General features: G+C 57.8%; 23 protein-coding genes and 2 tRNA genes. 11 read left to right on the forward strand and 14 right to left on the reverse strand.

The window, feature by feature from the left end; translation table 11 throughout:
- Positions 1 to 3: 3 nt before the first annotated feature.
- Entirely contained in the window at positions 4 to 399 is a 396-nt protein-coding gene (gene msrB / locus DT594_RS03375; RefSeq protein ID WP_149331371.1) for a peptide-methionine (R)-S-oxide reductase MsrB, read from the forward strand.
- Positions 396 to 881: a glutathione peroxidase gene (locus DT594_RS03380; protein WP_149331372.1), complete on the forward strand. Its 486-nt coding sequence runs from the start codon at positions 396 to 398 to the stop codon at positions 879 to 881. Before msrB ends, DT594_RS03380 begins: the two co-directional genes overlap by 4 nt.
- On the opposite strand, the gene DT594_RS03385 is transcribed toward DT594_RS03380, so the two are convergent.
- Complete coding sequence (locus tag DT594_RS03385) at positions 878 to 3,220, reverse strand: ATP-binding protein (protein WP_149331373.1); 2,343 nt, start codon at positions 3,218 to 3,220, stop codon at positions 878 to 880. The genes DT594_RS03380 and DT594_RS03385 overlap by 4 nt on opposite strands.
- 160 nt (positions 3,221 to 3,380) lie before the next feature.
- Between DT594_RS03385 and DT594_RS03390 the strand changes: the two genes are divergently transcribed.
- Positions 3,381 to 4,283 carry an ATP-binding protein gene (locus DT594_RS03390; RefSeq protein WP_425460505.1) on the forward strand — a complete coding sequence of 301 codons (903 nt, stop codon included), beginning with the start codon at positions 3,381 to 3,383 and terminating at the stop codon, positions 4,281 to 4,283.
- On the opposite strand, the gene DT594_RS03395 is transcribed toward DT594_RS03390, so the two are convergent.
- Together DT594_RS03395 and DT594_RS03400 are read right to left on the reverse strand one after the other, a co-directional pair.
- Positions 4,268 to 4,939, reverse strand: a complete 672-nt coding sequence (locus DT594_RS03395) for a glutathione S-transferase family protein (protein WP_149331374.1) — start codon at positions 4,937 to 4,939, stop codon at positions 4,268 to 4,270. The genes DT594_RS03390 and DT594_RS03395 overlap by 16 nt on opposite strands.
- Positions 4,940 to 4,992: 53 nt before the next feature.
- Entirely contained in the window at positions 4,993 to 5,763 is a 771-nt protein-coding gene (locus DT594_RS03400) for a hypothetical protein (RefSeq protein ID WP_149331375.1), read from the reverse strand.
- 288 nt (positions 5,764 to 6,051) lie between these two features.
- Between DT594_RS03400 and DT594_RS03405 the strand changes: the two genes are divergently transcribed.
- Together DT594_RS03405 and DT594_RS03410 are read left to right on the forward strand one after the other, a co-directional pair.
- Positions 6,052 to 6,127 (forward strand) — tRNA-Glu (locus tag DT594_RS03405).
- Between the two features lie 16 nt (positions 6,128 to 6,143).
- A tRNA-Gly gene (locus tag DT594_RS03410) sits at positions 6,144 to 6,219 on the forward strand.
- Positions 6,220 to 6,309: 90 nt separating this feature from the next.
- Here DT594_RS03410 and DT594_RS03415 read toward each other — a convergent pair.
- From DT594_RS03415 to DT594_RS03425, 3 genes are all read right to left on the reverse strand, one after another.
- Positions 6,310 to 6,711, reverse strand: a complete 402-nt coding sequence (locus DT594_RS03415; RefSeq protein ID WP_149331376.1) for a PA2817 family protein — start codon at positions 6,709 to 6,711, stop codon at positions 6,310 to 6,312.
- 82 nt (positions 6,712 to 6,793) lie between these two features.
- A complete protein-coding gene (locus tag DT594_RS03420) occupies positions 6,794 to 9,271 on the reverse strand; it encodes an acyl-CoA dehydrogenase (protein ID WP_394242949.1) in 2,478 nt (825 codons plus the stop codon).
- Positions 9,272 to 9,440: 169 nt separating this feature from the next.
- Positions 9,441 to 10,760, reverse strand: coding sequence for a spinster family MFS transporter (locus tag DT594_RS03425; protein ID WP_218574468.1), 1,320 nt, complete (start codon positions 10,758 to 10,760; stop codon positions 9,441 to 9,443).
- Positions 10,761 to 10,964: 204 nt separating this feature from the next.
- Here DT594_RS03425 and DT594_RS03430 point away from each other — a divergent pair, with 204 nt between their 5' ends.
- From DT594_RS03430 to queF, 3 genes are all read left to right on the forward strand, one after another.
- Positions 10,965 to 11,897 carry an ABC transporter ATP-binding protein gene (locus DT594_RS03430; RefSeq protein WP_149331377.1) on the forward strand — a complete coding sequence of 311 codons (933 nt, stop codon included), beginning with the start codon at positions 10,965 to 10,967 and terminating at the stop codon, positions 11,895 to 11,897.
- A gap of 2 nt (positions 11,898 to 11,899) precedes the next feature.
- Positions 11,900 to 12,676: an ABC transporter permease gene (locus DT594_RS03435; protein WP_096347241.1), complete on the forward strand. Its 777-nt coding sequence runs from the start codon at positions 11,900 to 11,902 to the stop codon at positions 12,674 to 12,676.
- Between the two features lie 69 nt (positions 12,677 to 12,745).
- Complete coding sequence (gene queF / locus DT594_RS03440) at positions 12,746 to 13,582, forward strand: NADPH-dependent 7-cyano-7-deazaguanine reductase QueF (RefSeq protein ID WP_149331378.1); 837 nt, start codon at positions 12,746 to 12,748, stop codon at positions 13,580 to 13,582.
- 22 nt (positions 13,583 to 13,604) lie between these two features.
- Here the strand turns inward: queF and DT594_RS03445 are convergent, their stop codons facing one another.
- Both DT594_RS03445 and DT594_RS03450 read right to left on the reverse strand, forming a co-directional pair.
- Complete coding sequence (locus DT594_RS03445; RefSeq protein ID WP_149331379.1) at positions 13,605 to 13,883, reverse strand: DUF4404 family protein; 279 nt, start codon at positions 13,881 to 13,883, stop codon at positions 13,605 to 13,607.
- A 32-nt stretch (positions 13,884 to 13,915) separates the two neighbouring features.
- Positions 13,916 to 14,341, reverse strand: a complete 426-nt coding sequence (locus DT594_RS03450; RefSeq protein ID WP_149331380.1) for an acyl-CoA thioesterase — start codon at positions 14,339 to 14,341, stop codon at positions 13,916 to 13,918.
- A gap of 106 nt (positions 14,342 to 14,447) precedes the next feature.
- Here DT594_RS03450 and DT594_RS03455 point away from each other — a divergent pair, with 106 nt between their 5' ends.
- Positions 14,448 to 15,173, forward strand: a complete 726-nt coding sequence (locus DT594_RS03455) for an MlaA family lipoprotein (RefSeq protein WP_425460506.1) — start codon at positions 14,448 to 14,450, stop codon at positions 15,171 to 15,173.
- Positions 15,174 to 15,227: 54 nt separating this feature from the next.
- Here the strand turns inward: DT594_RS03455 and DT594_RS03460 are convergent, their stop codons facing one another.
- On the reverse strand, positions 15,228 to 15,527 hold the full coding sequence (locus DT594_RS03460; RefSeq protein ID WP_149331381.1) for a PilZ domain-containing protein: 300 nt from the start codon (positions 15,525 to 15,527) through the stop codon (positions 15,228 to 15,230).
- A gap of 226 nt (positions 15,528 to 15,753) precedes the next feature.
- On the opposite strand from DT594_RS03460, the gene DT594_RS03465 reads away from it, so the two are divergent.
- Together DT594_RS03465 and rssC are read left to right on the forward strand one after the other, a co-directional pair.
- Entirely contained in the window at positions 15,754 to 16,944 is a 1,191-nt protein-coding gene (locus DT594_RS03465; protein ID WP_149331382.1) for a PP2C family protein-serine/threonine phosphatase, read from the forward strand.
- Positions 16,944 to 17,429 carry an anti-sigma factor antagonist RssC gene (gene rssC, locus DT594_RS03470; RefSeq protein ID WP_149331936.1) on the forward strand — a complete coding sequence of 162 codons (486 nt, stop codon included), beginning with the start codon at positions 16,944 to 16,946 and terminating at the stop codon, positions 17,427 to 17,429. The genes DT594_RS03465 and rssC overlap by 1 nt, the downstream gene beginning before the upstream one ends.
- Here the strand turns inward: rssC and tal are convergent.
- The 5 genes from tal to DT594_RS03495 form a co-directional block, all read right to left on the reverse strand.
- Complete coding sequence (gene tal, locus DT594_RS03475; protein ID WP_149331383.1) at positions 17,418 to 18,368, reverse strand: transaldolase; 951 nt, start codon at positions 18,366 to 18,368, stop codon at positions 17,418 to 17,420. The two genes, rssC and tal, sit on opposite strands and share 12 nt — an antisense overlap.
- A gap of 33 nt (positions 18,369 to 18,401) precedes the next feature.
- Positions 18,402 to 19,448, reverse strand: coding sequence for a tRNA dihydrouridine(20/20a) synthase DusA (gene dusA / locus DT594_RS03480; RefSeq protein ID WP_149331384.1), 1,047 nt, complete (start codon positions 19,446 to 19,448; stop codon positions 18,402 to 18,404).
- A 218-nt stretch (positions 19,449 to 19,666) separates the two neighbouring features.
- Positions 19,667 to 19,855: a hypothetical protein gene (locus tag DT594_RS18915; RefSeq protein ID WP_178091394.1), complete on the reverse strand. Its 189-nt coding sequence runs from the start codon at positions 19,853 to 19,855 to the stop codon at positions 19,667 to 19,669.
- Positions 19,856 to 20,064: 209 nt separating this feature from the next.
- Complete coding sequence (locus tag DT594_RS03490; RefSeq protein ID WP_246164541.1) at positions 20,065 to 21,063, reverse strand: serine/threonine-protein kinase; 999 nt, start codon at positions 21,061 to 21,063, stop codon at positions 20,065 to 20,067.
- Positions 21,060 to 21,776: a PP2C family protein-serine/threonine phosphatase gene (locus DT594_RS03495; protein WP_096347279.1), complete on the reverse strand. Its 717-nt coding sequence runs from the start codon at positions 21,774 to 21,776 to the stop codon at positions 21,060 to 21,062. The genes DT594_RS03490 and DT594_RS03495 overlap by 4 nt, the downstream gene beginning before the upstream one ends.
- Between the last annotated feature and the right edge of the window lie 9 nt (positions 21,777 to 21,785).

Raw genomic sequence — 21,785 nt, forward strand, 5'->3', positions numbered from 1 at the left:
ATCATGAAGAAAGTCATAAAGACCGAGGACGCCTGGCGCGAACAGCTGGATGATGCCCAGTTCCAGGTATGCCGGATGCGCGGGACGGAACGCCCGTTTACTGGCGAGTACTACACCAACACGTTACCGGGGGTTTATCACTGCGTGGCCTGCGATACGCCACTGTTCGATACGGAAACCCAATTCGACGCCGGTTGTGGTTGGCCCAGTTATTATGCGCCGATTGCCGAAGAGCTGATCAACGAGGTAGAAGACCGCAGCCACGGCATGCAACGCACTGAAGTGACCTGCGCATGCTGCGATTCGCATCTGGGTCATGTATTCCCAGATGGTCCGCCGCCTACTGGCTTGCGCTACTGCATCAACTCCGTTTGCCTGCGCCTGGAGCCACGCTCATGAGCGACTCAGTCCTGACTATCCCGTGTACCACCATCGACCATCAGCAAACTCGCCTGGCTGATTTGAACGGCAAGGCCTATCTGATCGTCAACACCGCGAGCAAGTGCGGATTCACGCCGCAGTATAAGGGCTTGGAGGATTTGTCGCGGTCCTACGCCGAGCGCGGTTTGCGGGTGGTTGGCTTTCCCTGCAACCAGTTTGGCGCCCAGGAACCTGGCAGCGACGGCGACATTGCCGAGTTCTGTGAGCTTAACTACGGGGTGAGTTTTCCGATGTTCAGCAAGGTGGATGTGAACGGCGACGATGCCCACCCGCTGTTCGTGCGGCTGAAGGAAGAAGCGCCGGGGCTGCTCGGCAGTAAGGGCATCAAGTGGAACTTCACCAAGTTTCTGGTAGATGCCAAGGGGCGTGTGGTCAAGCGCTACGCGCCCACCACCAGCCCGGCTGATCTGAGTGGCGATATCGAAGCTTTGCTGGGTTAACCAGGCGTTAACCAGGTGCTAAGCAGTGCTTGCAGATCTTCGCGTTTGAACGGCTTGGCCAGGTAGTCGTTCATGCCCGCCGCCTCGCAACGCTGCCGGTCTTCCTGCAGCGCGTTGGCAGTGAGGGCGATGATCGGAATATCGCGCCAGCGGGGATCGGCGCGCATCCGCCGGCTGGTTTCATAGCCGTCCATGACCGGCATGTTGCAGTCCATCAGCACCAGGTCGTAGTCACTGGTTTCCAGCCGCGCGAGAGCAGCTTCACCCTGCTCGGCCACGTCGACCTCATAACCTAGACGCGTAAGCATGCCCTTGGCGACCATTTGATTGACGATATTGTCTTCCACCAGCAGCAGACGTTGGCCGGTGGCTGCGGGCTCTGCCCGCGCCTGCTCGGTTTGCTGGCTCTGGCCGCCAAGGCAGTGATCTATTGCCCTGGCCAGGCGCGCCCGGGCGGGCGGGCTGGGTACCTGGTGGGCAATGCCCAGGCTGGAAGCATGCTCCGCGCTCAATAACTGCGTGTAAGGGCAGACCAGCAAGCGCGGGACGGCTGCCTGGTGCTGCTCGAGCTGGCGCGCCAGAACGGCGCTATCCAGTAGCCATAGATCGGCGTCAGGCAGATCGGCAGTGGGCAGTTGCTCTGCGTCGTAATCCAGCAACTGACAGCTCAGGCGCCAGTGCCGGAGCATTTCATAAAGGATTCGGCCCTGTAACCGGCCTTGCTGGTTCCAGATCACCACTTTGCAGGGTTGCGGGTATTCAAAAGTCGCGGCCTGCTGGTGCGTGATGGCCGGCAGGGTAACGCTGAAGGTGCTGCCCTGGCCGGGAGTGGACTCGACCGAGAGTTCGCCGTGCATGGCGTCGGTGAGGCTCTTGCACAGCGCCAGCCCCAGCCCGGTGCCGCCAAAACGCCGGGAAATCTGCGCATCGGCCTGAGTAAAGGGCGAAAAAATACTCTCCAGGGCCTCTTCGGCGATGCCAATGCCGCTATCGCGCACGCTGATGCGCACCTGCTGTCCGCCGTTGAGCAGCGGTTCCAGTTCGACCTGGATGGCAACATAGCCGTGCTCGGTAAATTTCAATGCGTTGGACAACAGGTTACTGACAATCTGCCGAACGCGGGTCGGATCGCCAACCAGCAAGCCAGGCAGCAGGGGATCAATCCGACAGGTCAGTTCCACGTCCTGTTTGCCGGCATTCTGCGATAGCAGGTTGGCGGTATCCTCCAGCAACGCGCCGAGATCAAAGGGAATGGCCTCCAATTGCAGCTTGCCGGCCTCGAATTTCGACAGGTCGAGGATGTCATTCAGCAGGGTGACCAGTACCTTGCCGGAATCATAGGCGATGGTCAGTTGCTGGCGCTGCTCGTTGTTCAGCGGGCTGTCCAGCGTCAGGCCGATCATGCCGAGCAAACCGTTGATCGGGGTGCGTATCTCATGGCTCATACTGGCCAGGAACGTAGAGCGGGCGCGGGCCATGCCCAGGGCTTCTTCGCGGGAGGTTTCCAGATCCTGATTCGAACGACGCAACTGCGCGTTGGTTTCCTGAAGCTCGGTGGTACGCGCCTCGACGATGATTTCCAGCTCTTCCAGATACTGCCGCAGGCGTTCTTCGGCGCGCAGCTTCTGGCGCATGTTGACGTCGATGCTTTGCAGCTGGCGGTTGATCACTTCGACCAGCGCGCCAATCTCATCGCGCTCGTGATGGTCGGGGCAGGGCAGGCGGCTGCGGTCGTCGCCACCGGTGTTCATATCCAGCAGATCGTCGATCAGCCGCACCAGCGGTTTGGTCAGCATGGCGTAGAACAGCACCATCAGCACCAGCGACAGTACCAGGCTGAGAATGAACCCAGAGAGCATTGTCAGCCCGGCGCGGCGAAGGAAGTTGGCGCCCTGATGGAAGGTGTCTACCTCGATCACCAGGTGGCCCAGCAGCTCGTTGGGCGCGTGACTGACGAACAGCGGTTGGGAATAGGTGCGGCGGCGGTCGAACAGCGCATCGCTGACCGGCCGGTAGGGGCTGCTGGCCATCGGACGGCTGACGCTGGCCAGCGCGATGGCGTTGTTGTCGATAATCTCGGCGCGTACGACCGGTGGCGCGCGTAGCAGGCCGTTAACCAGCTCCAGGGCAAGCTCGGCGTCTATGTTGTAGGCAATACGTGAGGCCGGGCCGAGGCTGACATTGATCTGCGCCTGTACCTCATCGTCGATGGCGGCATTCTGTGCGCGGTAGTCGACCATTACCTGGATCAATCCGAGCAGGGTCCCCAGCATAAAGGCGGCCAATACTCCGAGACGGGTCTGCTTGAAGGAAAGACGATCAGTAAAGCGAATATTCATGCGTGTCCATCTGCCATAATCTGTCCGTGAGCTTAGCTCAACTCTGCCCGATGGGGAGTCGCAGTTGTTGCCTTGCTGCCAAGCTGACTGGACGGACATGGTGCTCGGCCATGGCCGTCAGTTTAGTCGCGTGGCATTCTTTGAGTATTTGGAGAACAGTATGTCAGAAATCTCGGCGCAGCAATTCATGCAGCGCGTGCTCTCGGTTATTGACCGTTTCGAACGCGCTGGGCCGCATGTGCCGGCCGCTATCGATTGGCAGCAGGTCCATGCCGCCCGCTGGATGGCTGAAGGCGCTGGTGGCTGGCTGCGGCCTTTGGTAATGGGCAGCGAAGCGCATCTGCGCGATGTGATTGGTGTTGATCGGCAGAAAAGTCTGTTGCAGGCCAATACCCGGCAGTTTGTACAAGGCATGCCGGCCAACAATGCGTTGCTCTGGGGCGCTCGAGGCACGGGCAAGTCTTCGCTGGTGCGCGCGTTGCTGGCGGAATATGCCGATCAGGGACTGCGTCTGATCGAGATCGACAAGACGGATTTGCTGCATCTGCCTGCATTGGTCGAGCAGATACGCGATCTGCCCTGGCGCTTTCTGCTGTTCTGCGACGATCTGGCATTCGAGGCGGATGACAGCGCCTATAAAACACTGAAAACCGTGCTCGATGGCAGCGTGGAAACCGCACCGGATAACCTGCTGCTATATGCAACTTCGAACCGCAGGCACTTGCTGCCGGAGCAGCGCAGCGATAATCAGGCGGCGAAAATGGTCGATGGCGAGTTGCACCCGGGTGAGGCGATAGAAGAAAAGATTGCCCTCTCTGATCGCTTCGGCCTGTGGGTCTCTTTCTATCCCTTTAGTCAGGAACACTATCTGGCAGTAGTGCAGCACTGGCTGACGGAAGTCGCTGCGCAGTATCAGTTGGAATGGGCCTGGGACGATGAGCTGCAGCTGGAAGCGCTACGCTGGGCGCTGTCGCGGGGCAACCGCAACGGCCGCTGCGCCAGCCAGTTTGCCCGTGCCTGGGTGGGCCGGCGCCTGCTGGAACAGAATCAGGCTGGCGCGTGACGCCGGTCAGCGTATTTGGCGATCAACTGATGCTCGGCGGGCAATAAACTGCTGACGCTGCTGCGCCCGGTAACTCGGCTGAGTAATGAAGCGAGTCCGGGCCAGCGCTCTTCATCGATCAAAGCGCCGACGTGGGCCAGGTTGATCAGTTGGCTGACGACTGCAATGTCGGCAATGCTGAAAACCTCGCCAAGAAAATAGCGTTGCTCCCCCAGTTCCTTTTCCAGGTAGTCAAACAACGGCGGCAACTGGGTTTGCAACGCCCGCTCGACCGCCTGTTCGTCGGTTTGACCGCCCTTGAGTGGCTCCAGAAAGCGTTGGCTAAACACCGTGAAGGTAGCAAAGGCGGCCAATTCGTAATCGGCGTATTTCTCCAGCCAGCGTACCCGAGCTGCTTCTGCAGGGTTATGTCCGTACAGGGTGGCGCCAGGATAGGTCTCGTGCAGGTACTGGGCGATCACCGCTGAGTCAGCTAAGGCAAGGTCGCCATCCTGTATTGCTGGAATGCGGCCCAAGGGGCTGATCGCGTAATACCAGTCCGGTTGCTGCATGGGTGGCACTGCCACATGCTCGTGGGCAATACCCTGCTCACCGAGTTGGATGCGAATCTTGCGGACAAAAGGCGAGAGTATTGCGCCGTACAGGGTCAGGGCCATGCGGGAATCCGTAAGTGACAGGAGAGCAGGTGAGATAGGCTGTTGATCAAAGATCAGTCGTCGTAAACCGCTTTTTTCTTCCAGGAGTCGTCGCTCTGCTCAAGCTCCTGCAGACCTGCGCTCAACTCATTGTTCTCATCAGGGTTGGCCTGCTCGGCGCGGACAGTGGCTATTTCAGCCATCTTCATCAATTGCTTGTAGCGCTCCAGCTCCTGGGCATGGGCCGGGCTGTTGAGATTGTTCAGATAGGTGACGGCACGCTCGTATTGCAGTTTGGCAACGCGGGGCTTTTTATCGCGCATGGCCTGTTCAGCGACGACGTTAAACATGTCCAGCGCAATTGCAATCAATTGCTGGCGAATTTGATTCGACCATTGGGCCAGAGTGGCTTTGTCGAGCAGGCCTTCCAGGTGCGCCTGAGTAAGAAGCTGACGCACGTTCTCCAATTGCGAGCGTACTTCCTTGGCTGTTACCGGGTTGTCGATTTTCAACGGGGCGTTATCAACCGGTATATCGGTTTGCGCCAGCAGATTCCGGGTAGCGTCCAGTTGCTGTTGGGCCCGTTGGTTCTTGCGATCCACGCGCAGCAGCTTTGTTAGTAAATGGGCTTCATAACTAAGCAGCAGCTTCTTCAGCTCCGGGCTCATGAACTGGCCCGGCAGCTGGCTGCTGGTGTTCTGACACACCTTGAGTCTGGCATTCAGCTCGGCAGTTAGCCGTGCGCGCTCAAGCTTGGCCCGCTCTAGACTGTGGTTTATATAACCTATGCTTAGCAGGATCAGAACGCCGCCTGCGACCAGGATGCCGATGAGTAGAGGGGACACGGGATATCTCTCTTTTTTGCCGGGAGCTTTTCCTGAACTTTATGCCACAATCAGGGAGGTTAAGGAAGGTTTGATCGCAAACCTCTGTTACCAATTGGCGGATGCTTGATCGAGCGATTGGTGCTATGTCAGCGCGGTCTGGTGGAAATACCTGAAAAAAGATCGACTTGGGGCTTGACGCTACTCCGGTGCATGCATAAAATGCGCGCCACTTGCAGCGAACAAGGCAACAGCCAAGCAGCAGCAAGTAGTCGGGTTAACGCTCGGCACTGTGAAGTCCGGAACTGTGTCCCCTTCGTCTAGTGGCCTAGGACACCGCCCTTTCACGGCGGTAACAGGGGTTCGAGTCCCCTAGGGGACGCCACTTCGGCGTCAAATTTGCGGGAATAGCTCAGTTGGTAGAGCACGACCTTGCCAAGGTCGGGGTCGCGAGTTCGAGTCTCGTTTCCCGCTCCATATGTAACAAAGAAACCGCCCTGTGGCGGTTTTTTTGTGCCTGTCACAAAGCTAACTTCTCCGCGGCGGGGCCGCCACGGAGGTTTGGCTTCAGGGGCTCTGAATCAACTGCCGAGCCTGTTCCCAATTAAATTCCTCGCCGCGTGCTTCAGCGGCGGCACGGTGCTCGTCGATCAACTGGTACTGGGCAATTTCTTCGTCCGGCATGAAGTGCAGGCAATCGCCGCCAAAATACCAGAGCAGGTCCCGCGGGATCATGTGCGCGATCTGCGGGTAGCGGCTGATGATCTGACACATGATGTCCTGGCCGGCGTGCAGGCTGTCGTGGTCGCCGGCTTCCAGTTGGGTGATCAGTTCGTCAAAGCGTTCGAGGAACAGCAGGTTGCTCTCTTCCGGCACCTGCTCCATCAGCACGGACTGTGCGCGCAGGGTGTCAAACAGACTTTTCAGCAGCGCCATGTGGTAGCGGTGGTAGGGCAGTTCTGGATTCATGGGATAGCTCCTGTTGCGAGGTGCGGCAGTCTAGCAAAAAAAAGGCCGGCGATGCGCCGGCCCGTTACTGCTATTGCCAAGGTTACGCAGGCGTAGTCGAGGCTTTGGGTTTCTTCGCCGGTTTGGCTGCCTTCGGCGACATCTCTTCCTTGGAGAAATCGTCTACGGCAATCACGGCGGCGCGCGCCAGCCGTGCCGAGCGAATCTGCTCGGCCTCTTCAGGGCTGATAACGCCAGCTTCGGCCGCCACTTCAAGCATGTCGGCCTCGCTGTCGTGTTCCAGCTCACCGGAATGAATGGCTTTGCCCAGACGCAGTTCCAACGGATCGGCGAGGATGACCTTCTCCAGCGTACTGTTGAGCAGGCCGGTGACATCTTCTGGGTCATTGCTGCGGTAGCAGCCATCCAGCAGCCGATCACGCGCTGCACCGGGTGTCATCAGGCGGCGAGCGATCTCTGCACCAATCAGGTCGCTGGGCGGCGACAGGTGACGGCCGAGCGGGAAGATGATGGGACGCAGCAGAATGCCCACCGCGCGGTTGGGGAAGTTCAGCAGCACTTCGTGCATGGCCTGTTCGATTTGCGCGAGCAAATCTTCAACGCCCCACTGAACAAAAGGCAGGTCCTCTTCGGGGCAGCCCTGGTCCTGATAGTGCTTCAACGTGGCGCTAGCCATATACAGGTTGCTGAGTACATCGCCCAGGCGTGCCGAAATCCGCTCGCGGCGCTTGAGTTCGCCACCGAGCATCAACATGGTGACATCGGTCAGAGTGGCGAAGGCGGCGGCCAGGCGCGACAGCTGCCCGTAATAGGCGCTGGTTTCGGCGTTGCCCGGATTCTTCACAAAGCGACCATTGGTCAGACCCAGCAGCAGGCTGCCCGAGGCGTTGCCGAGCGCAAAGCCGATGTGCTCGAACAACAACTGATCGAAGCGCTCAAGTGCGGAGTTTTCATCCGGGTCCTGGGTGGCCTGCATTTCCTGCAACACATAAGGGTGGCAACGAATTGCGCCCTGGCCGAAGATCATCATGCTGCGGGTAAGGATGTTCGCCCCTTCCACCGTGATGGAAATCGGAATCGACTGATAGCCGCGGCCGAGATAGTTCTTCGGCCCCATGCAAATACCCTTGCCGCCATGAACATCCATTGCATCATTGATGCAGGTGCGCATGCGTTCGGTCAGATGATACTTGACCACGCCGGAGAGCACCGAGGGCTTTTCACCCAGGTCCACGGCGCCTGCGGTCATGGTGCGGGCGGCGTTCATTACATAGGTGTTGCCACCGATGCGGGCCAAAGCTTCCTGAATGCCCTCAAATTCGCCAATCGGCAGATTGAACTGCTTGCGAATGCGTGCGTAGGCGCCAGTGGTCATGCTGGCCATTTTCGCCGCGCCGGTGCTGCCAGCGGGCAGGGAGATGGAGCGGCCGACCGACAGGCAGTTCATCAGCATTATCCAGCCTTGGCCGATCATGTCCTGGCCGCCGATCAGGTAGTCCATCGGAATGAACACGTCCTTGCCGGAGTTGGGGCCGTTCATAAAGGCGGCGTTCAGCGGGAAATGTCTGCGGCCAATCTCGACCCCTTCAGTTTCGGTAGGAATCAAGGCCAGGGTAATGCCGCGCTCTTCCTCATCGCCGAGCAGATGGTCCGGATCAAATACCTTGAAGGCCAGCCCCAGGATAGTCGCGACAGGGCCCAGAGTGATGTAACGTTTCTCCCAGGTGACCTTGAGGCCAATGACTTCCTGTCCCTGCCACTGGCCCTTGCAGACGATGCCTTTGTCCGGCATGGCGCCAGCGTCGGAACCGGCTTCGGGAGACGTCAGGGCAAAACAGGGAATGTCCGTGCCGTTGGCAAGGCGCGGCAGGTAATGATTTTTCTGCTCTTCGGTGCCGTAATGCATCAGCAGTTCAGCCGGCCCCAGGGAGTTGGGCACCATGACGGTCGAGCCGAGGTCACCACTGCGGCTGGCCAGTTTCATCGCAATTTGCGAGTGCGCATAGGCAGAGAAGCCTTTGCCGCCGTATTCCTTGGGAATGATAAGACCGAAAAAGCCGTTACTGCGGATGTAGCTCCAGCTTTCTTCTGACAGGTCCTGCAGCTCAGTGGTCAGCTCCCATTCGTCGGTCATGCGGCAGAGTTCTTCCACCGGCCCGTCCATAAAGGCACGCTCTTCCTCGGTCAGCGTGGGCTTGGGAAAGCTGTGTAACCGATTCCAGTCGGGACGGCCACTGAACAGCTCGCCATCCCACCAAACGGTGCCAGCGTCCAGCGCTTCCTGTTCGGTGTCGGAAATGGGCGGGAGTACTTTCTTGAACCAGGAGAACATCGGCTTGCTGATGCTGTTCCGGCGTACATCAGGCAAATTCAGGGGTATGGCAACGCAGAGGAAGACTGCCCAGAGCAGCAGGTCGATAAACCAATGCACTGGCGCCAGCAGGGTCATTGCCAGCAGATAAGCGCCTATAGCGAGGCAGGCATTGAGTAGCCCCACGCGCAGATAAGCCAATATTGCGATGCCTAGCACCAGGCCGATTAGCCAGAGTAGGGTGATCATTCAGCACTCCTTTTTCCATTGATCCAATTCACAGCACAGTTCCTAGCATAGACCCTTGAGCACTCGAGGGTAACCGCAGGATGTAACAGAATGGACAATCAGGAGGTGAAATTAGTGCCCGGCGAGGCGGTAGAACGGCGGCTCCGGGAGGAGCCGCCGGGAACAGTGACTAGCCCGGATCTACCAGGTTACCGGTGTCGGAGGAGATTGTTTTACCAGCCAGGTAATAGTGATAAGCCGCCCACAGATTGACGAACGCAGCGCCGAGCAGCGCGTAGCGCAGGCTGTCGTTATCAAACCACTGACGCATCACGTCGCTGGCGATACCGATCAGTTGCGGCCCGAAACCCAGGCCAACCAGATTGAGCACGAAGAGCATGATGGCCGAGGCCAATGCACGGCTGCGTAGCGGCGTAAGGCTCTGGATCATCGCAAAACTGGGCCCAAGATAGAACGCGCCCAGGAAGGCAGCCGGCATATACACCACCAGTGCCCAGAAGGTGCTGTCGATCATGTAGAAAGAAACGATAAAGGGGATTGCCAGCACTTTGGCCAGACCAACGATCCAGGCGTTCCAGGCTTGGTCCTTGGCTGCCAGACGGTCGGCGAGTATGCCGCCGATATAGGCACCCAGACCGCCGACAATACCCATTACCGGGCCCAGGAACAGACCTACCTGGCCGGGCGTCAGCCCATGGCTGCGAATCAGGAAGGCGGGGCCCCAGACAATGCTGCCGTAGCCCACCAGCGCCGTCAGGGTCACGCCGATAACCACGTGCCGTGTTGTGCGTACACGCCAGAGCACGGCGAAGCCGGCTTTAACGTTGACCTTTTGCAATGCAGATGGCTTGGCGCCGCCGTCGGCAAAGCCACGTGGCGGCTCGATCATGGTGAAACGCACCAGCAAGGCGATGGCCAGACCAGGCAAGCCCACTACGAAGAAGGCTGCGCGCCAGCCCCACCACTCAGCGACGAAGCCGCCGATCATGAAGCCGAGCATGATGCCGAAATAGACGCCGAGTGCGTAGATGGACATGGCACTGGAACGCTGTTCCTTCGGATACAGGTCAGACAACATGGAGTGCGAAGGCGGACTTGAACCGGCTTCACCAATACCCACACCGACCCGGGCCGCCGCCAACTGCCAGAAGTTCTGTGCCAGACCGCAGACCGCCGTCATGAGACTCCAGATACCGATGGACCAGGCAATGATGTTACGGCGGTTGGAGCGGTCAGCCCACACTGCGATCGGGATGCCCAGGGTCGCGTAAAATAGTGCAAAGGCGATGCCGGACAGAAAGCCGAGTTGAGTATCCGAGAGCAGCAGATCGGCCTTCAACGGCTCGATCAGGATGCCGACGATGTTGCGGTCGACATGGCTCGATGTATAGGCGAGAACCAACAGGAAAAGGGCATATCGGCGATAGCGGGGAGTGATACGCGCAGCGTAGTCTTCCATATCCACGGGTGAGTCTGGCTTCGAGGCCATGGGCGTCTCCGAAAAGGTCATACTGAGTTGTTTTTGTGTGCCGGAAGCATAGGGCTGCAGGCGGCTGGCACACAACTGACCGGGGGGTCACATTTGTAGCAGATTTGTAGTCGGGAGCAGATTCAGCTGCCGTCGGGTGAGGGTTGATATCGGACAAGGTGACCCCATATAAAGGGACTCATTTCTATTCGCTGGAAGGCATGCATGACAGCAGCTATCAGTATTCGCGGGCTTGAGAAAACTTACGGCAATGGTTTTCAGGCGCTCAAAGGTATCAACCTCGAGGTACAGCAGGGGGACTTTTTTGCGTTGCTGGGCCCCAACGGCGCCGGCAAGTCCACCACCATCGGCATTCTCTCATCACTGGTGAACAAATCCGCCGGATCGGTTAGCGTGTTTGGGCATGATCTGGATACCGATCTGCTGGCCGCCAAGCGCTGTATCGGGGTGGTGCCGCAGGAGTTCAATTTCAGCCAGTTCGAAAAGACCATGGATATTCTGGTCAATCAGGCCGGCTATTACGGCATCGCCCTTGCCGATGCCAAGGTGCGGGCCGAGCGGTATCTGAAGCGGCTGGGCTTGTGGGACAAGCGCAATGAACCATCGCGCATGCTCTCCGGCGGGATGAAACGCCGCTTGATGATCGCCCGCGCGCTGATTCATGAGCCCAAGTTGCTGATTCTCGATGAGCCCACCGCTGGCGTCGATATCGAGATTCGCCGCTCGATGTGGCAGTTCCTGCAGGAAATCAATGCGCAGGGCATCACCATCGTGCTGACCACGCATTATCTGGAGGAAGCCGAGCAACTGTGCAAGAACATCGCGATCATTGATCAGGGCCAGATCATCCATAACACCAGCATGCGCAAGTTGCTCATGGAGCTGCACACTGAAACTTTCCTGCTCGATTGTGCAGGGAGTTTTGATCAGGCGCCGAGCTTGTCTGGCTACGCCTGCAATCTGGTGGATCCGCATACGCTGGCGGTGCAGGTGGATAAGCACCAGGGGCTCAACGCCTTGTTTGCCTTACTCAGCGAGCAGGGTGTGCAAGTGCAGAGTATGCGCAACCGGAGTAACCGGCTGGAAGAGCTGTTTCTGATGTTGGTCGATGAAAACGCTGAAAAAGGGGCTGCCTGATCATGACTTACTGGCGTAGTAGCTGGATTGCATTCACGACCATCGTGCTCAAGGAGATACGCCGATTTACCCGTATCTGGCCCCAGACCTTGTTGCCACCAGGCATCACCATGGCCTTGTATTTCGTCATCTTCGGGAATCTGATTGGCAGCCGTATCGGCGAGATGGACGGGTATGCCTATATCGATTACATCGTGCCTGGACTGATCATGATGTCGGTCATCACCAACAGCTATTCCAATGTGGTGTCGAGCTTCTTCAGCACCAAGTTCCAGCGCTCCATCGAGGAGCTGATGGTCGCGCCGGTGTCGCCGCATGTGATCCTGCTCGGCTATACCTTTGGTGGGGTGGCGCGCGGTTTGGCGGTCGGGCTGATCGTCACGCTGATGTCGTTGTTCTTTACCCGGCTGCAAGTGCAGCATCTGGGGCTGACGATAGTAGTGGTGTTTCTTACCTCGCTGGTCTTTGCGCTGGGCGGTTTTATCAACGCGGTGTTTGCCAAGACCTTTGATGATATTTCGATCATCCCGACCTTTGTACTGACGCCATTGACCTACCTGGGCGGGGTGTTCTATTCGATCAGCATGTTGCCGGAGTTCTGGCAAAAGGTGTCGCTGATCAATCCGATCCTGCACATGGTCAACGCGTTTCGCTATGGCATTCTCGGCGTCTCGGATATTCCGATCGGTGTCGCGTTGGTGTTGATGGTGGTGTTTGTCGGGTTGCTTTACAGCGTCAGCTATTGGCTGCTGCTGCGCGGCATTGGCATGCGCCAGTAGCTAATAGCTACTGGTCGGCACGGGTGCTGCGGAGTATGCTTGATCGCTTGCTTGAATGGAGATCAATCAATGGACCAGCACCCTGCTGAACAGTCGCCGCTGGGCAAGAGCAGTGCCTATGTCAGCGTCTATACCCCCTCACTGCTTTTCCCCATGGCTCGCGAGCCGAAATGGCTGGAGCTGGAGCTGGATCCCGAGCATTTGCCGTTTCATGGCGCGGATATCTGGAACTGTTACGAGCTGTCCTGGCTGAGCCCGTCGGGCAAGCCGGAAGTGGCCGCTGCGGAGTTCATATTCCCGATCAAGGCCAAGCGCATCGTCGAGTCCAAATCCTTCAAGTTGTACCTGAACTCGTTCAACCAGACCGTGTTCCGCGACCGCGCCGAGGTGCTGCATACCCTGGAGTCCGATCTCAGCGTAGCCGCACAGGGACCGGTTATGGTGCGGCTGTTCGGTATGAATCAGCTCTACCATGTGGGTATGAGTCAATTGCCGGGTGAATGCATCGACGACCTGCCAGTTGCGGTCAGCCAGTACACATACGATCCAACGCTGCTGGAGCTTGCCGAGGCGGGTGGCCTGGCCCGTGAATCACTGCATAGCCATCTGCTCAAGTCCAATTGCCCGGTCACCGGCCAGCCGGACTGGGGCAGTATCATGCTCAGCTATTCCGGCAAGCGCCTGGACCATGCTTCGGTATTGAGGTATCTGGTGTCGTTCCGGCAGCATTCGGACTTTCATGAGCAGTGCGTTGAACGGATTTTCTGTGACGTATTGGCGTTGCTGGGGAGGGGGGCGGAGTTGACGGTCTATGCCCGCTACGTACGTCGCGGCGGGCTGGATATCAATCCATATCGATCTACCAGCGCCAGCTTCCCGGACAATCTACGCCTGGCCAGGCAGTAAAGCGTCGCGGCGCTGGACGCTGTCAGATACCCATATCTGACAGCGCCTTGCCGACACTCTGCAGCGTCGCTGCAACGGTTGGGTGTCGGGCGGAGAATTGCTCAATCATCAGGTTTACGCCATCTACCAGCGTTGGATCCTCTTCGGGTGCCTCATTGGCTTCAACCGCGCGCAAGCGCGCTTCGATATTGTCGGCCAGTGCTTGCAGTGACGCGCGCTCTTCTTCCGACATCGGGCCATCGGTCTCGTTGAGCGTATGTTGCAAGCTCTCCAGCTGAATCTGCAATTGACGTGCGGGCATGGGCACTTCCTCCTTTGAATTATCTGTTTTCACTATACCACCAAGGGGGCAAAACCCATGGCTACTCTGACTTTATCAGGCACGGGAATGGGTCGCTGGCTGGCAACATCAATCCACACCATTTTGACCTCGCCGTGGCCCACCAGTGCCGCGTCGCCCTGGACATACATCTGATGCTTCAACGTCAGGCTGGTGCGGCCGACCTCGCCAGCGTGGAGTTCGACCACCACGGTGGATGGATGATCCACCGGTTTGAGAAAATGGTGCGTGCAGGATAGCAACACCAGTCCTTGGCCCACCTGACGACGTTGCGCGCCGATGCCGTCAAGCCATTCGATACGCGCTTCCTCCAGATATTGATAATAACGGGTGTTATTGACGTGCTGGTTGGTGTCCATGTCGCCCCAGCGAACCGGGATGTTTGAAACATAAAGTGGTGGTTTGACTGCTGCGCTCATATTTGAAAATCACTGATCAATGGTGGTTTATGCATTACACTTGCCGGTCTAATGGGAATGGTTATGCTTCCCGACGCCTATAGATAGTTGTTTATGGAGAATACAGATGTCGCGGATACCCGTTAGAAAGCAGGCTTTTTTGGTCGCGGTATTGTCCGGCTTGTTGCTGACGCCAGCAATGGTTAATGCTCAGGATACTTATGCGGATGAAAGCGCCAATGCCGACCCATGGGAGCCGGTCAATCGCGTGATCTTTCGCTTTAATGACACGCTGGATACCTACACGCTAAAACCGATCGCCAAAACCTACGACCGTTTTATGCCGCAGCCGCTTGATGACGGCATCAGCAACGTGTTTGGTAATCTGGGCGAGCCGAGAAACCTGGTCAACAACACCCTGCAGGGCAAGTTCCGCGACGCCGGCGTGGATATGGCGCGCTTCCTGCTGAATACTACCGTGGGCGTGGTAGGCGTGTTTGATGTGGCCACACGCATGGGCTTGCAGCGTAACGACGAAGACTTTGGCCAGACACTGGGTGCCTGGGGCGTCTCAAGCGGACCTTACGTAGTACTGCCGCTGCTGGGGCCGAGTACAGTACGTGACGGCGGAGCACGCGTGCCGGAAGCGTTGGCCAATTACAGCTATACCGGTCAGATCGATCACGTGCCTACCCGTAATACCGCACTGGGCACTGATCTGGTCGACACGCGTGCATCACTTCTGGCTCAGGAAAAGATGATCAGAGGCGATCGTTACAACTTTATCCGCAACGCTTTTCTGCAAAACCGCGAGTTCAAGGTTCAGGATGGTGATGTAGAAGATACCTTCTAAGCTGGAAGTGCATAACGCTGGTCCTGCCAGCGTTATGCACTTGGCGCCTCTGGCTCAATCGAGGCTGTCGAATTGAATACCCACGGCATAGCGTCCTTGTTCATCAGTAACGCAGCGGGTGACCTGGCCGCTGGCTTGCAGCCCTTTGAGATGTTCGGTGGGTGAGGGGATGCTCAGCTGAACCTTGGTACCCTCGGGCAGTGCCTTGTCCAACACCACTTGTACGCCCTGGCTGGATAGATCCTGACACTCCACGGAGAGCTGTTCGCCGTTGGCGGTCAGCGTGGCCGCAGTCTGTACCTTCATACGGATGAAATCGCGCTTTTCGTTATATTGCTGATCATGAAATGACATGCTCGAATCTCCGTTAGGCCTGCGTCATGGCAGGTTTATGCTACCTGCTCATCCTAATTCCCCGCGCTGGCGCGCACAAGCTTTCCGCCTGGCTTCGCAGATGGTTGCCTGAACCTGCGGATGGGAGTAGTGTTTGCCCCTTGAAAACGTCAGGTTACCTGACATCGGCTCACACACCCTGTGGCCTGCAGCCTGCTCAGCTGCCGGGCAATGACGTAGGGACTCTATGCAGCTTACTGGCACGACTTTGCTGGTTATTGACGATGATGACGTCGTCCGGCAAGACATCGCGATGCGTTTGCAGACCGGCGGATTTGATGTGCTCCAAGCCAATCAGGCTGGACAAGGGTTGGAGCTTTTCGCCCGGAATGCGCCTGACCTGGTGCTATTCAATCTGCAGATGTCAGATCAAAGCGGACTTGCCCTTATCCGTCAGATCGCTGAAAGCTCTCCCGATACGCCGTTGGTGGTCATCGCTGCTGCGGGTGACATGAGCGCCGTGGTAGAGGCTCTGCATGCCGGTGCCAGCGATTACCTGCTTAAACCTCTGTCCGATCTGGCAGTGCTCGAACATGTGGTCAAGCGCTCGCTGGAACAAGCGCGGCTGCGAGTCGAGAACCAGCGCATTCGCGAACGTCTTGAAACAGCGAACCGCGAGTTGCAGAACCACCTGCAGGAGCTGAAGGACGATCAGGCTGCTGGCCATCAGGTGCAGCTAAATATGCTGCCCCAATCACCCTGGCAGAGTGGTGAGTACGAATTCCAGCACCGAATTATTCCTTCGTTGTATCTGTCTGGCGATTTCGTAGATTATTTCCGCGTGTCTGAGACCCAACTGGCTTTCTATCTGGCCGATGTGTCCGGGCATGGCGCTTCTTCAGCGTTCGCCACCGTGCTGCTCAAGTTCATGACGACGCGCCTGCTCTATGAGCAGCGGCGGCAGGATGGCAACGGGCCAATCGCATTCAAGCCATCTGACGTGCTCGGGCATATCAACAGAAGCCTGATCAGTTGCAAGCTCGGCAAGCACGTGACCATGCTCGGCGGCATCATTGATGAGGCGCAGCAGACGCTGACCTACAGTATCGGCGGCCATCTGCCGTTACCTGTTCTGTACAGTGATGGCCACGCGCGTTATCTGGAAGGCAAGGGCCGACCGGTCGGGTTGTTTGAGGACGCAGTCTATCAAGACAACGTGATTGAGCTTCCTCAGCGCTTCTCGCTCACTTTATGCTCTGATGGCGTGCTTGATTGCCTCAGCGGGACTACTCTGAGAGAGAAAGAACAGCAGCTGCCGCGCCTGATCGAAGAGGCCGGCGGAAGGTTGAAAGCCCTGATGGGCAAGCTCAATCTGCAACCCGGCAAAGTCATGCCGGATGATATTTCACTGATGATGTTAAGCAGGAACCCAGGATGATGACCACTGGCAAGATCCAGTTTGCAGAGTCGGAGGGCACCTTTGTCCTTAAATTCGTGGGTGACGTGCGGCTGACACTGTGTGCGGCGTTGGACGCTTATATCGAGAAAATCTTCAGCGTACTGACCTTTAACGCCATTATTATCGATTTGACAGAAACCGATGGCATCGACAGCACCTCCCTGGGGTTGCTTGCCAAGCTGTCGATTCTGTCCAAGCAGAAAGTAGGCTTTCTACCGACGTTGGTCTCCAATCAGGAAGACATGAATCGCCTATTGCAGAGCATGGGTTTCGATCAGGTGTTCAATATCGTCAGTGAAATCACACCGACTGACGCCGAGCTTGAGGATTTGCCTGGGCAGCTGTTATCCGAGAATCTGGTTAAAGACAAAGTACTCGAGGCCCACCGTATTCTGATGAACCTCAATGAGCACAACCGCGACGCCTTCCGTGATCTGGTCAGCGCCCTCGAATCAAGCGGCTGATCTGGCCCGCTTTAGCAGCAGTTCTTCCAGTTTGACTTGATCGGCCGCAAAGGCGCGTATGCCTTCGGCGAGTTTATCCGTGGCCATGGCATCTTCATTGTGCGCCCAACGGAACGCCGCCTCGTCCAGTACTTCACGCTCGTCGCTGCTTGGCTGAGTCAGAACCTCGGAAGGCTTCAACTCGCCTTCCTCCTCGGCCAGCTGTTGCAACAGTGCCGGGCTGATGGTCAGTCGGTCGCAGCCGCTCAGAGCTTCAATCTGCCCAATATTACGGAAACTCGCACCCATCACCACGGTGCTGTATTGGTGCTGTTTGTAGTAGCGATAGATGCGTGCCACCGATTGCACGCCGGGATCTTCCTGACCCTGAAAATCCCGCCCGTCACGCTGTTTGTACCAGTCGTAGATACGACCGACGAAGGGCGATATCAGAAACACCCCTGCATCTGCACAAGCCTGAGCCTGGGCGAAGGAGAAAAGCAGGGTGAGGTTGCATTGAATACCCTGTTTTTCCAGCTCGGCCGCGGCCTGAATGCCTTCCCAGGTGGAAGCGATCTTGATCAGCACCCGATCTCGGGTGACCCCCGCTTCCTCGTAACGCTCTATCAGTCGATGCGCCTTGTCCAGCGTCGCCTGGCGATCAAAAGACAAGCGTGCATCTACCTCAGTGGAAATGCGTCCGGGAATCAGCTTGATGATTTCACTGCCGACGCCGACGGCGAAATGATCGCAGGCATCGGCAATTGGGTTGAAACCGGACGCTGACACGCTCAGGGCGCGGTCCAGAAGCTGGTGATACTCCTCCTGCTGCGCGGCTTTAAGCAGCAGGGAAGGGTTGGTAGTGGCGTCTACCGGCTGCAGGCTGCGAATCGCCTGTATGTCACCGGTATCGGCGACAATCAGTGTGTGCTGTTTGAGGCTGTCTAATTTGCTGGTCATGATCGGGAGCCCGTTAAAGAAGTTACCCCGACCTTACCTTATGCTCGCTGCGCGGAGCAATGCTGCCTGCTGGCGTTCGCTCATATCAGTCAGCAACTGATCGTAGAGCGCTAAAGGATCCGAGGTTTGATGTATGGCACTGCTCAATTGGCGCCTGAAATGCCGCGCGCCGGGCAATCCCTGGAATAACCCGAGCATATGCCGAGTAACATGATTCATGACTCCGCCGCGAGCCATATGCCGGGCAATGTATGGACGCATGGCGGCCATTACCTCAAGCCTGTCGGGAGCAGCATGAGCATCACCGTAGAAGCGCTGATCGACCTCGGCGAGCAGGTAGGGGTTGTGATAAGCCTCGCGGCCGACCATGACGCCATCCAGCGTCTTCAACTGCTCGGACATCACTTCAAGGTCTGTCAGCCCGCCATTGATGATGATTTCCAGCTGGGGAAAGTCGCGCTTGAGCTGCTGCACCACCTCATACCGTAGCGGCGGGATATCACGGTTTTCCTTCGGCGACAGGCCTTCGAGAATAGCAATGCGGGCATGCACGATGAATGTATCGCAGCCTGCCTCCTGTACCTGGCCGACGAAATCGCACAGCTGCGCATAGCTGTCGTGGCCGTTGATACCGATGCGATGCTTGACCGTTACGGGCACACTGCAAGCCTGGTGCATCGCCCGTACGCCCTCGGCGACCAGCCCCGGATGGGCCATTAGACAGGCACCAATCATGTTGTTCTGCACCCGGTCGCTGGGGCAGCCGACATTCAGATTGACCTCCGCAAAGCCGGCTTCTTCAGCCAACGCAGCGCAAGTCGCCAACTCCGCAGGATTACTGCCGCCCAGTTGCAACGCCAGCGGCTGCTCCTCTGCGTTATAACCGAGAAAACGCGAACGCTCGCCATGAATTACTGCGCCGGTGGTGACCATTTCGGTATAGAGCAGAGCGCGGCGGCTGATCAGACGGGCGAAATAGCGGTAATGTCTATCACTCCAGTCCATCATCGGCGCAACGCAGAAACGCCGGCTCGGGCCGGGGCGGGTCAGGGAGGGAGTTGATGGTGAATCTGTATGCATCTTTATTGCCTGTTTGGTGCCTGGGCTTCAGCGTGCCAAGAAGTGCCACTCGGTTACCGCCCAGGTGAGAGACCTGGTGATGTCGTATTAGAGCCTGGTAAGCCCGACGTAGGGCGGACATAACCGCCCGCCTGGCGCACATGGTTGAAACTGGAGTATCGGGGTTCAGAAGGCGTAGTTTATCAGGAAAGCTGCAGCCAGGCAGGTGGGTCAGGCAATCACGCCTCGGCTCGGTTGATCAGGCTTGCTCTGGTTTTTGCAAGCCCCTCTAGAACGGCTGTTTCGGAGAAATGCCATTTATTTGTCGGCATGAAAAAAATGGTGATATTTTTGACGCGATCCTTGGTAGTATGCGATGTCTTTTTAATATCACCCGCACTCATCACAAGGACGAACAGAAGCGACATGGACCAGAAAAAACATGGATGGATCTGGGCTTACAGTAAAGCGCGCAGCTACCATCTCTCATCGCTGCATGCTGGCTATCGCGCCACGCGTTTTTTTCTGACCGGAGATACCGGGGCCTTTTCAAGTCATGGTGGCTGGAGACGCTCGCGTATCACCCGCCATTAATCCATGGACCCCGAGCGTATTTTCAGCTTTGTGAAGTTCGCTTCTAGCGTCGCAATAGACGTTTGAAAAGCCCTGGCGCGGGTGCACTGAACGCCTGCAACAGGCCCCGCGCATCAATCCGCCTTGCTTCCTTGTCAAACGCCAGCGCCTGACGTAGCGCAGGCCAGCAGTGGGCAGGGAGGTTGGCTGGCTTCTGCAGACTTTTATCCTGTTCCATGGTTTTAGCCTGTTTGGCCGTCAGCCGGCTATAGGGATGCAGACCGCTGCTCAGTTCATACAGCACGCAAGCTAGCCCGTAGATATCGGAGGTGCTGGTCAGGCCTTCACCATTGAGTAATTCCAGCGCGGCATAACGCGGAGTCCAGGCGGCAATACGTTTGCGGCTGAGTTTTGGCAGGCCATTGAGCAACCCCTGAACCGGTTGGCCGAGGCCAAAATCAAACAACCTTAGACCGTCCTTGGCGAGCATGACATTGCTCGGCTTGAGGTCGCCGTGCAGCACGCCGCGATCATGGGCACAGGCCAGTGCCTCAAGCAGCGGCAGGGCAATGCCGCGGAAGTCGTCCCAGGGCAGACCATCGGGATGGCTTTCAAGCAGCTGGTCCAGGGTCGGTCCCTTCAAGGGTTCCATGGTAATAAACGCGCGCTGGCTTTGCGGATCGACATCGAATGCAAACAGGCGGATCACGTTGCTGTGACGCAGACGGCTGGTCAAGGCGAACTCGGTATACAGCAGCGCATTGGCATCGGGGTACTCAGCGAACTCCTCGTTCAAGGTCTTGATCGCGACATAGGGGTCGGGATCGCCATACTGCTCGCGTAGCAGATCTCTGGCCCGGTACACCGCGCCCATGCCGCCGACTCCCAGCAGGCGCTCGATCTTGTAACGTTTGCAGAGAATCTCGGGTAGCTCGGTGGCAGCGCTGGTCTGCGTACAGACCAGCGCTGCTGACACCGCCTCTGGACCTTCTGTCGAGCGATCGAGAGACGATGAGGATGGCTGGACGGACGAGGAGATCATCATTGGCTCCGACGAATTCATGGGCGCACCACAACGGCGCTGATATTGTCTCGGGCCGGGCCCTCGAGTGCTTCCTTGAACAGGCGCTGCACAGCGTGTTCGGTGCTGTCTAACGCCAGGGCGTCCCCAATCGCCGTGCGGCTCAGATCCTGATAGAGCCCGTCGCTGCATAACAGCAGGGTGTCGCCCGGGTACACGGTGAAATCCACCACGTCGAGCATCAGCTCATCGTTGGCGCCCACCGCACGGGTTAATGCTCTGGCGGACGGGTGGCTGGCCGCTTCTTCTTCACTCATTTGCTGCTCCTCCATAAGCTCTTGCATCAGGCAATGATCGCGAGACAATTGAAACAGCCGGCCACTGCGCCACAGATAGCAACGGCTGTCTCCGGCCCAGACACAAATGGCCCGCTCGCCTTCGGCCAGCAGCATGACCACGGTGCTGCCCATGATGCTGTCCGGACGGTCGGCGGTGACGGTGATGTCATGGCCCAGCAAGCGATTAACCCGATAAAGGCAATCACGCACGCCTAGCAGGCGTTCATCCAGACTGAGCTGATCCGGCAGTTCCAGCATCTCTTCGATGATCAGGCGGCTGGCCAAAGCGCCGTTCTGGTGACCGCCCATCCCGTCGGCGACCACCCACAGACCGCGCTCGGGCAAGTCCAGCACCGCATCCTCATTGCGTTTGCGTACTTTGCCCTTGTCGGTTCTGGCTGTGCTTTGCCAGAGCATGTCGACCTC

The sequence above is a fragment of the Halopseudomonas laoshanensis genome, from assembly GCF_008365385.1.
Lineage (GTDB): Bacteria > Pseudomonadota > Gammaproteobacteria > Pseudomonadales > Pseudomonadaceae > Halopseudomonas > Halopseudomonas laoshanensis.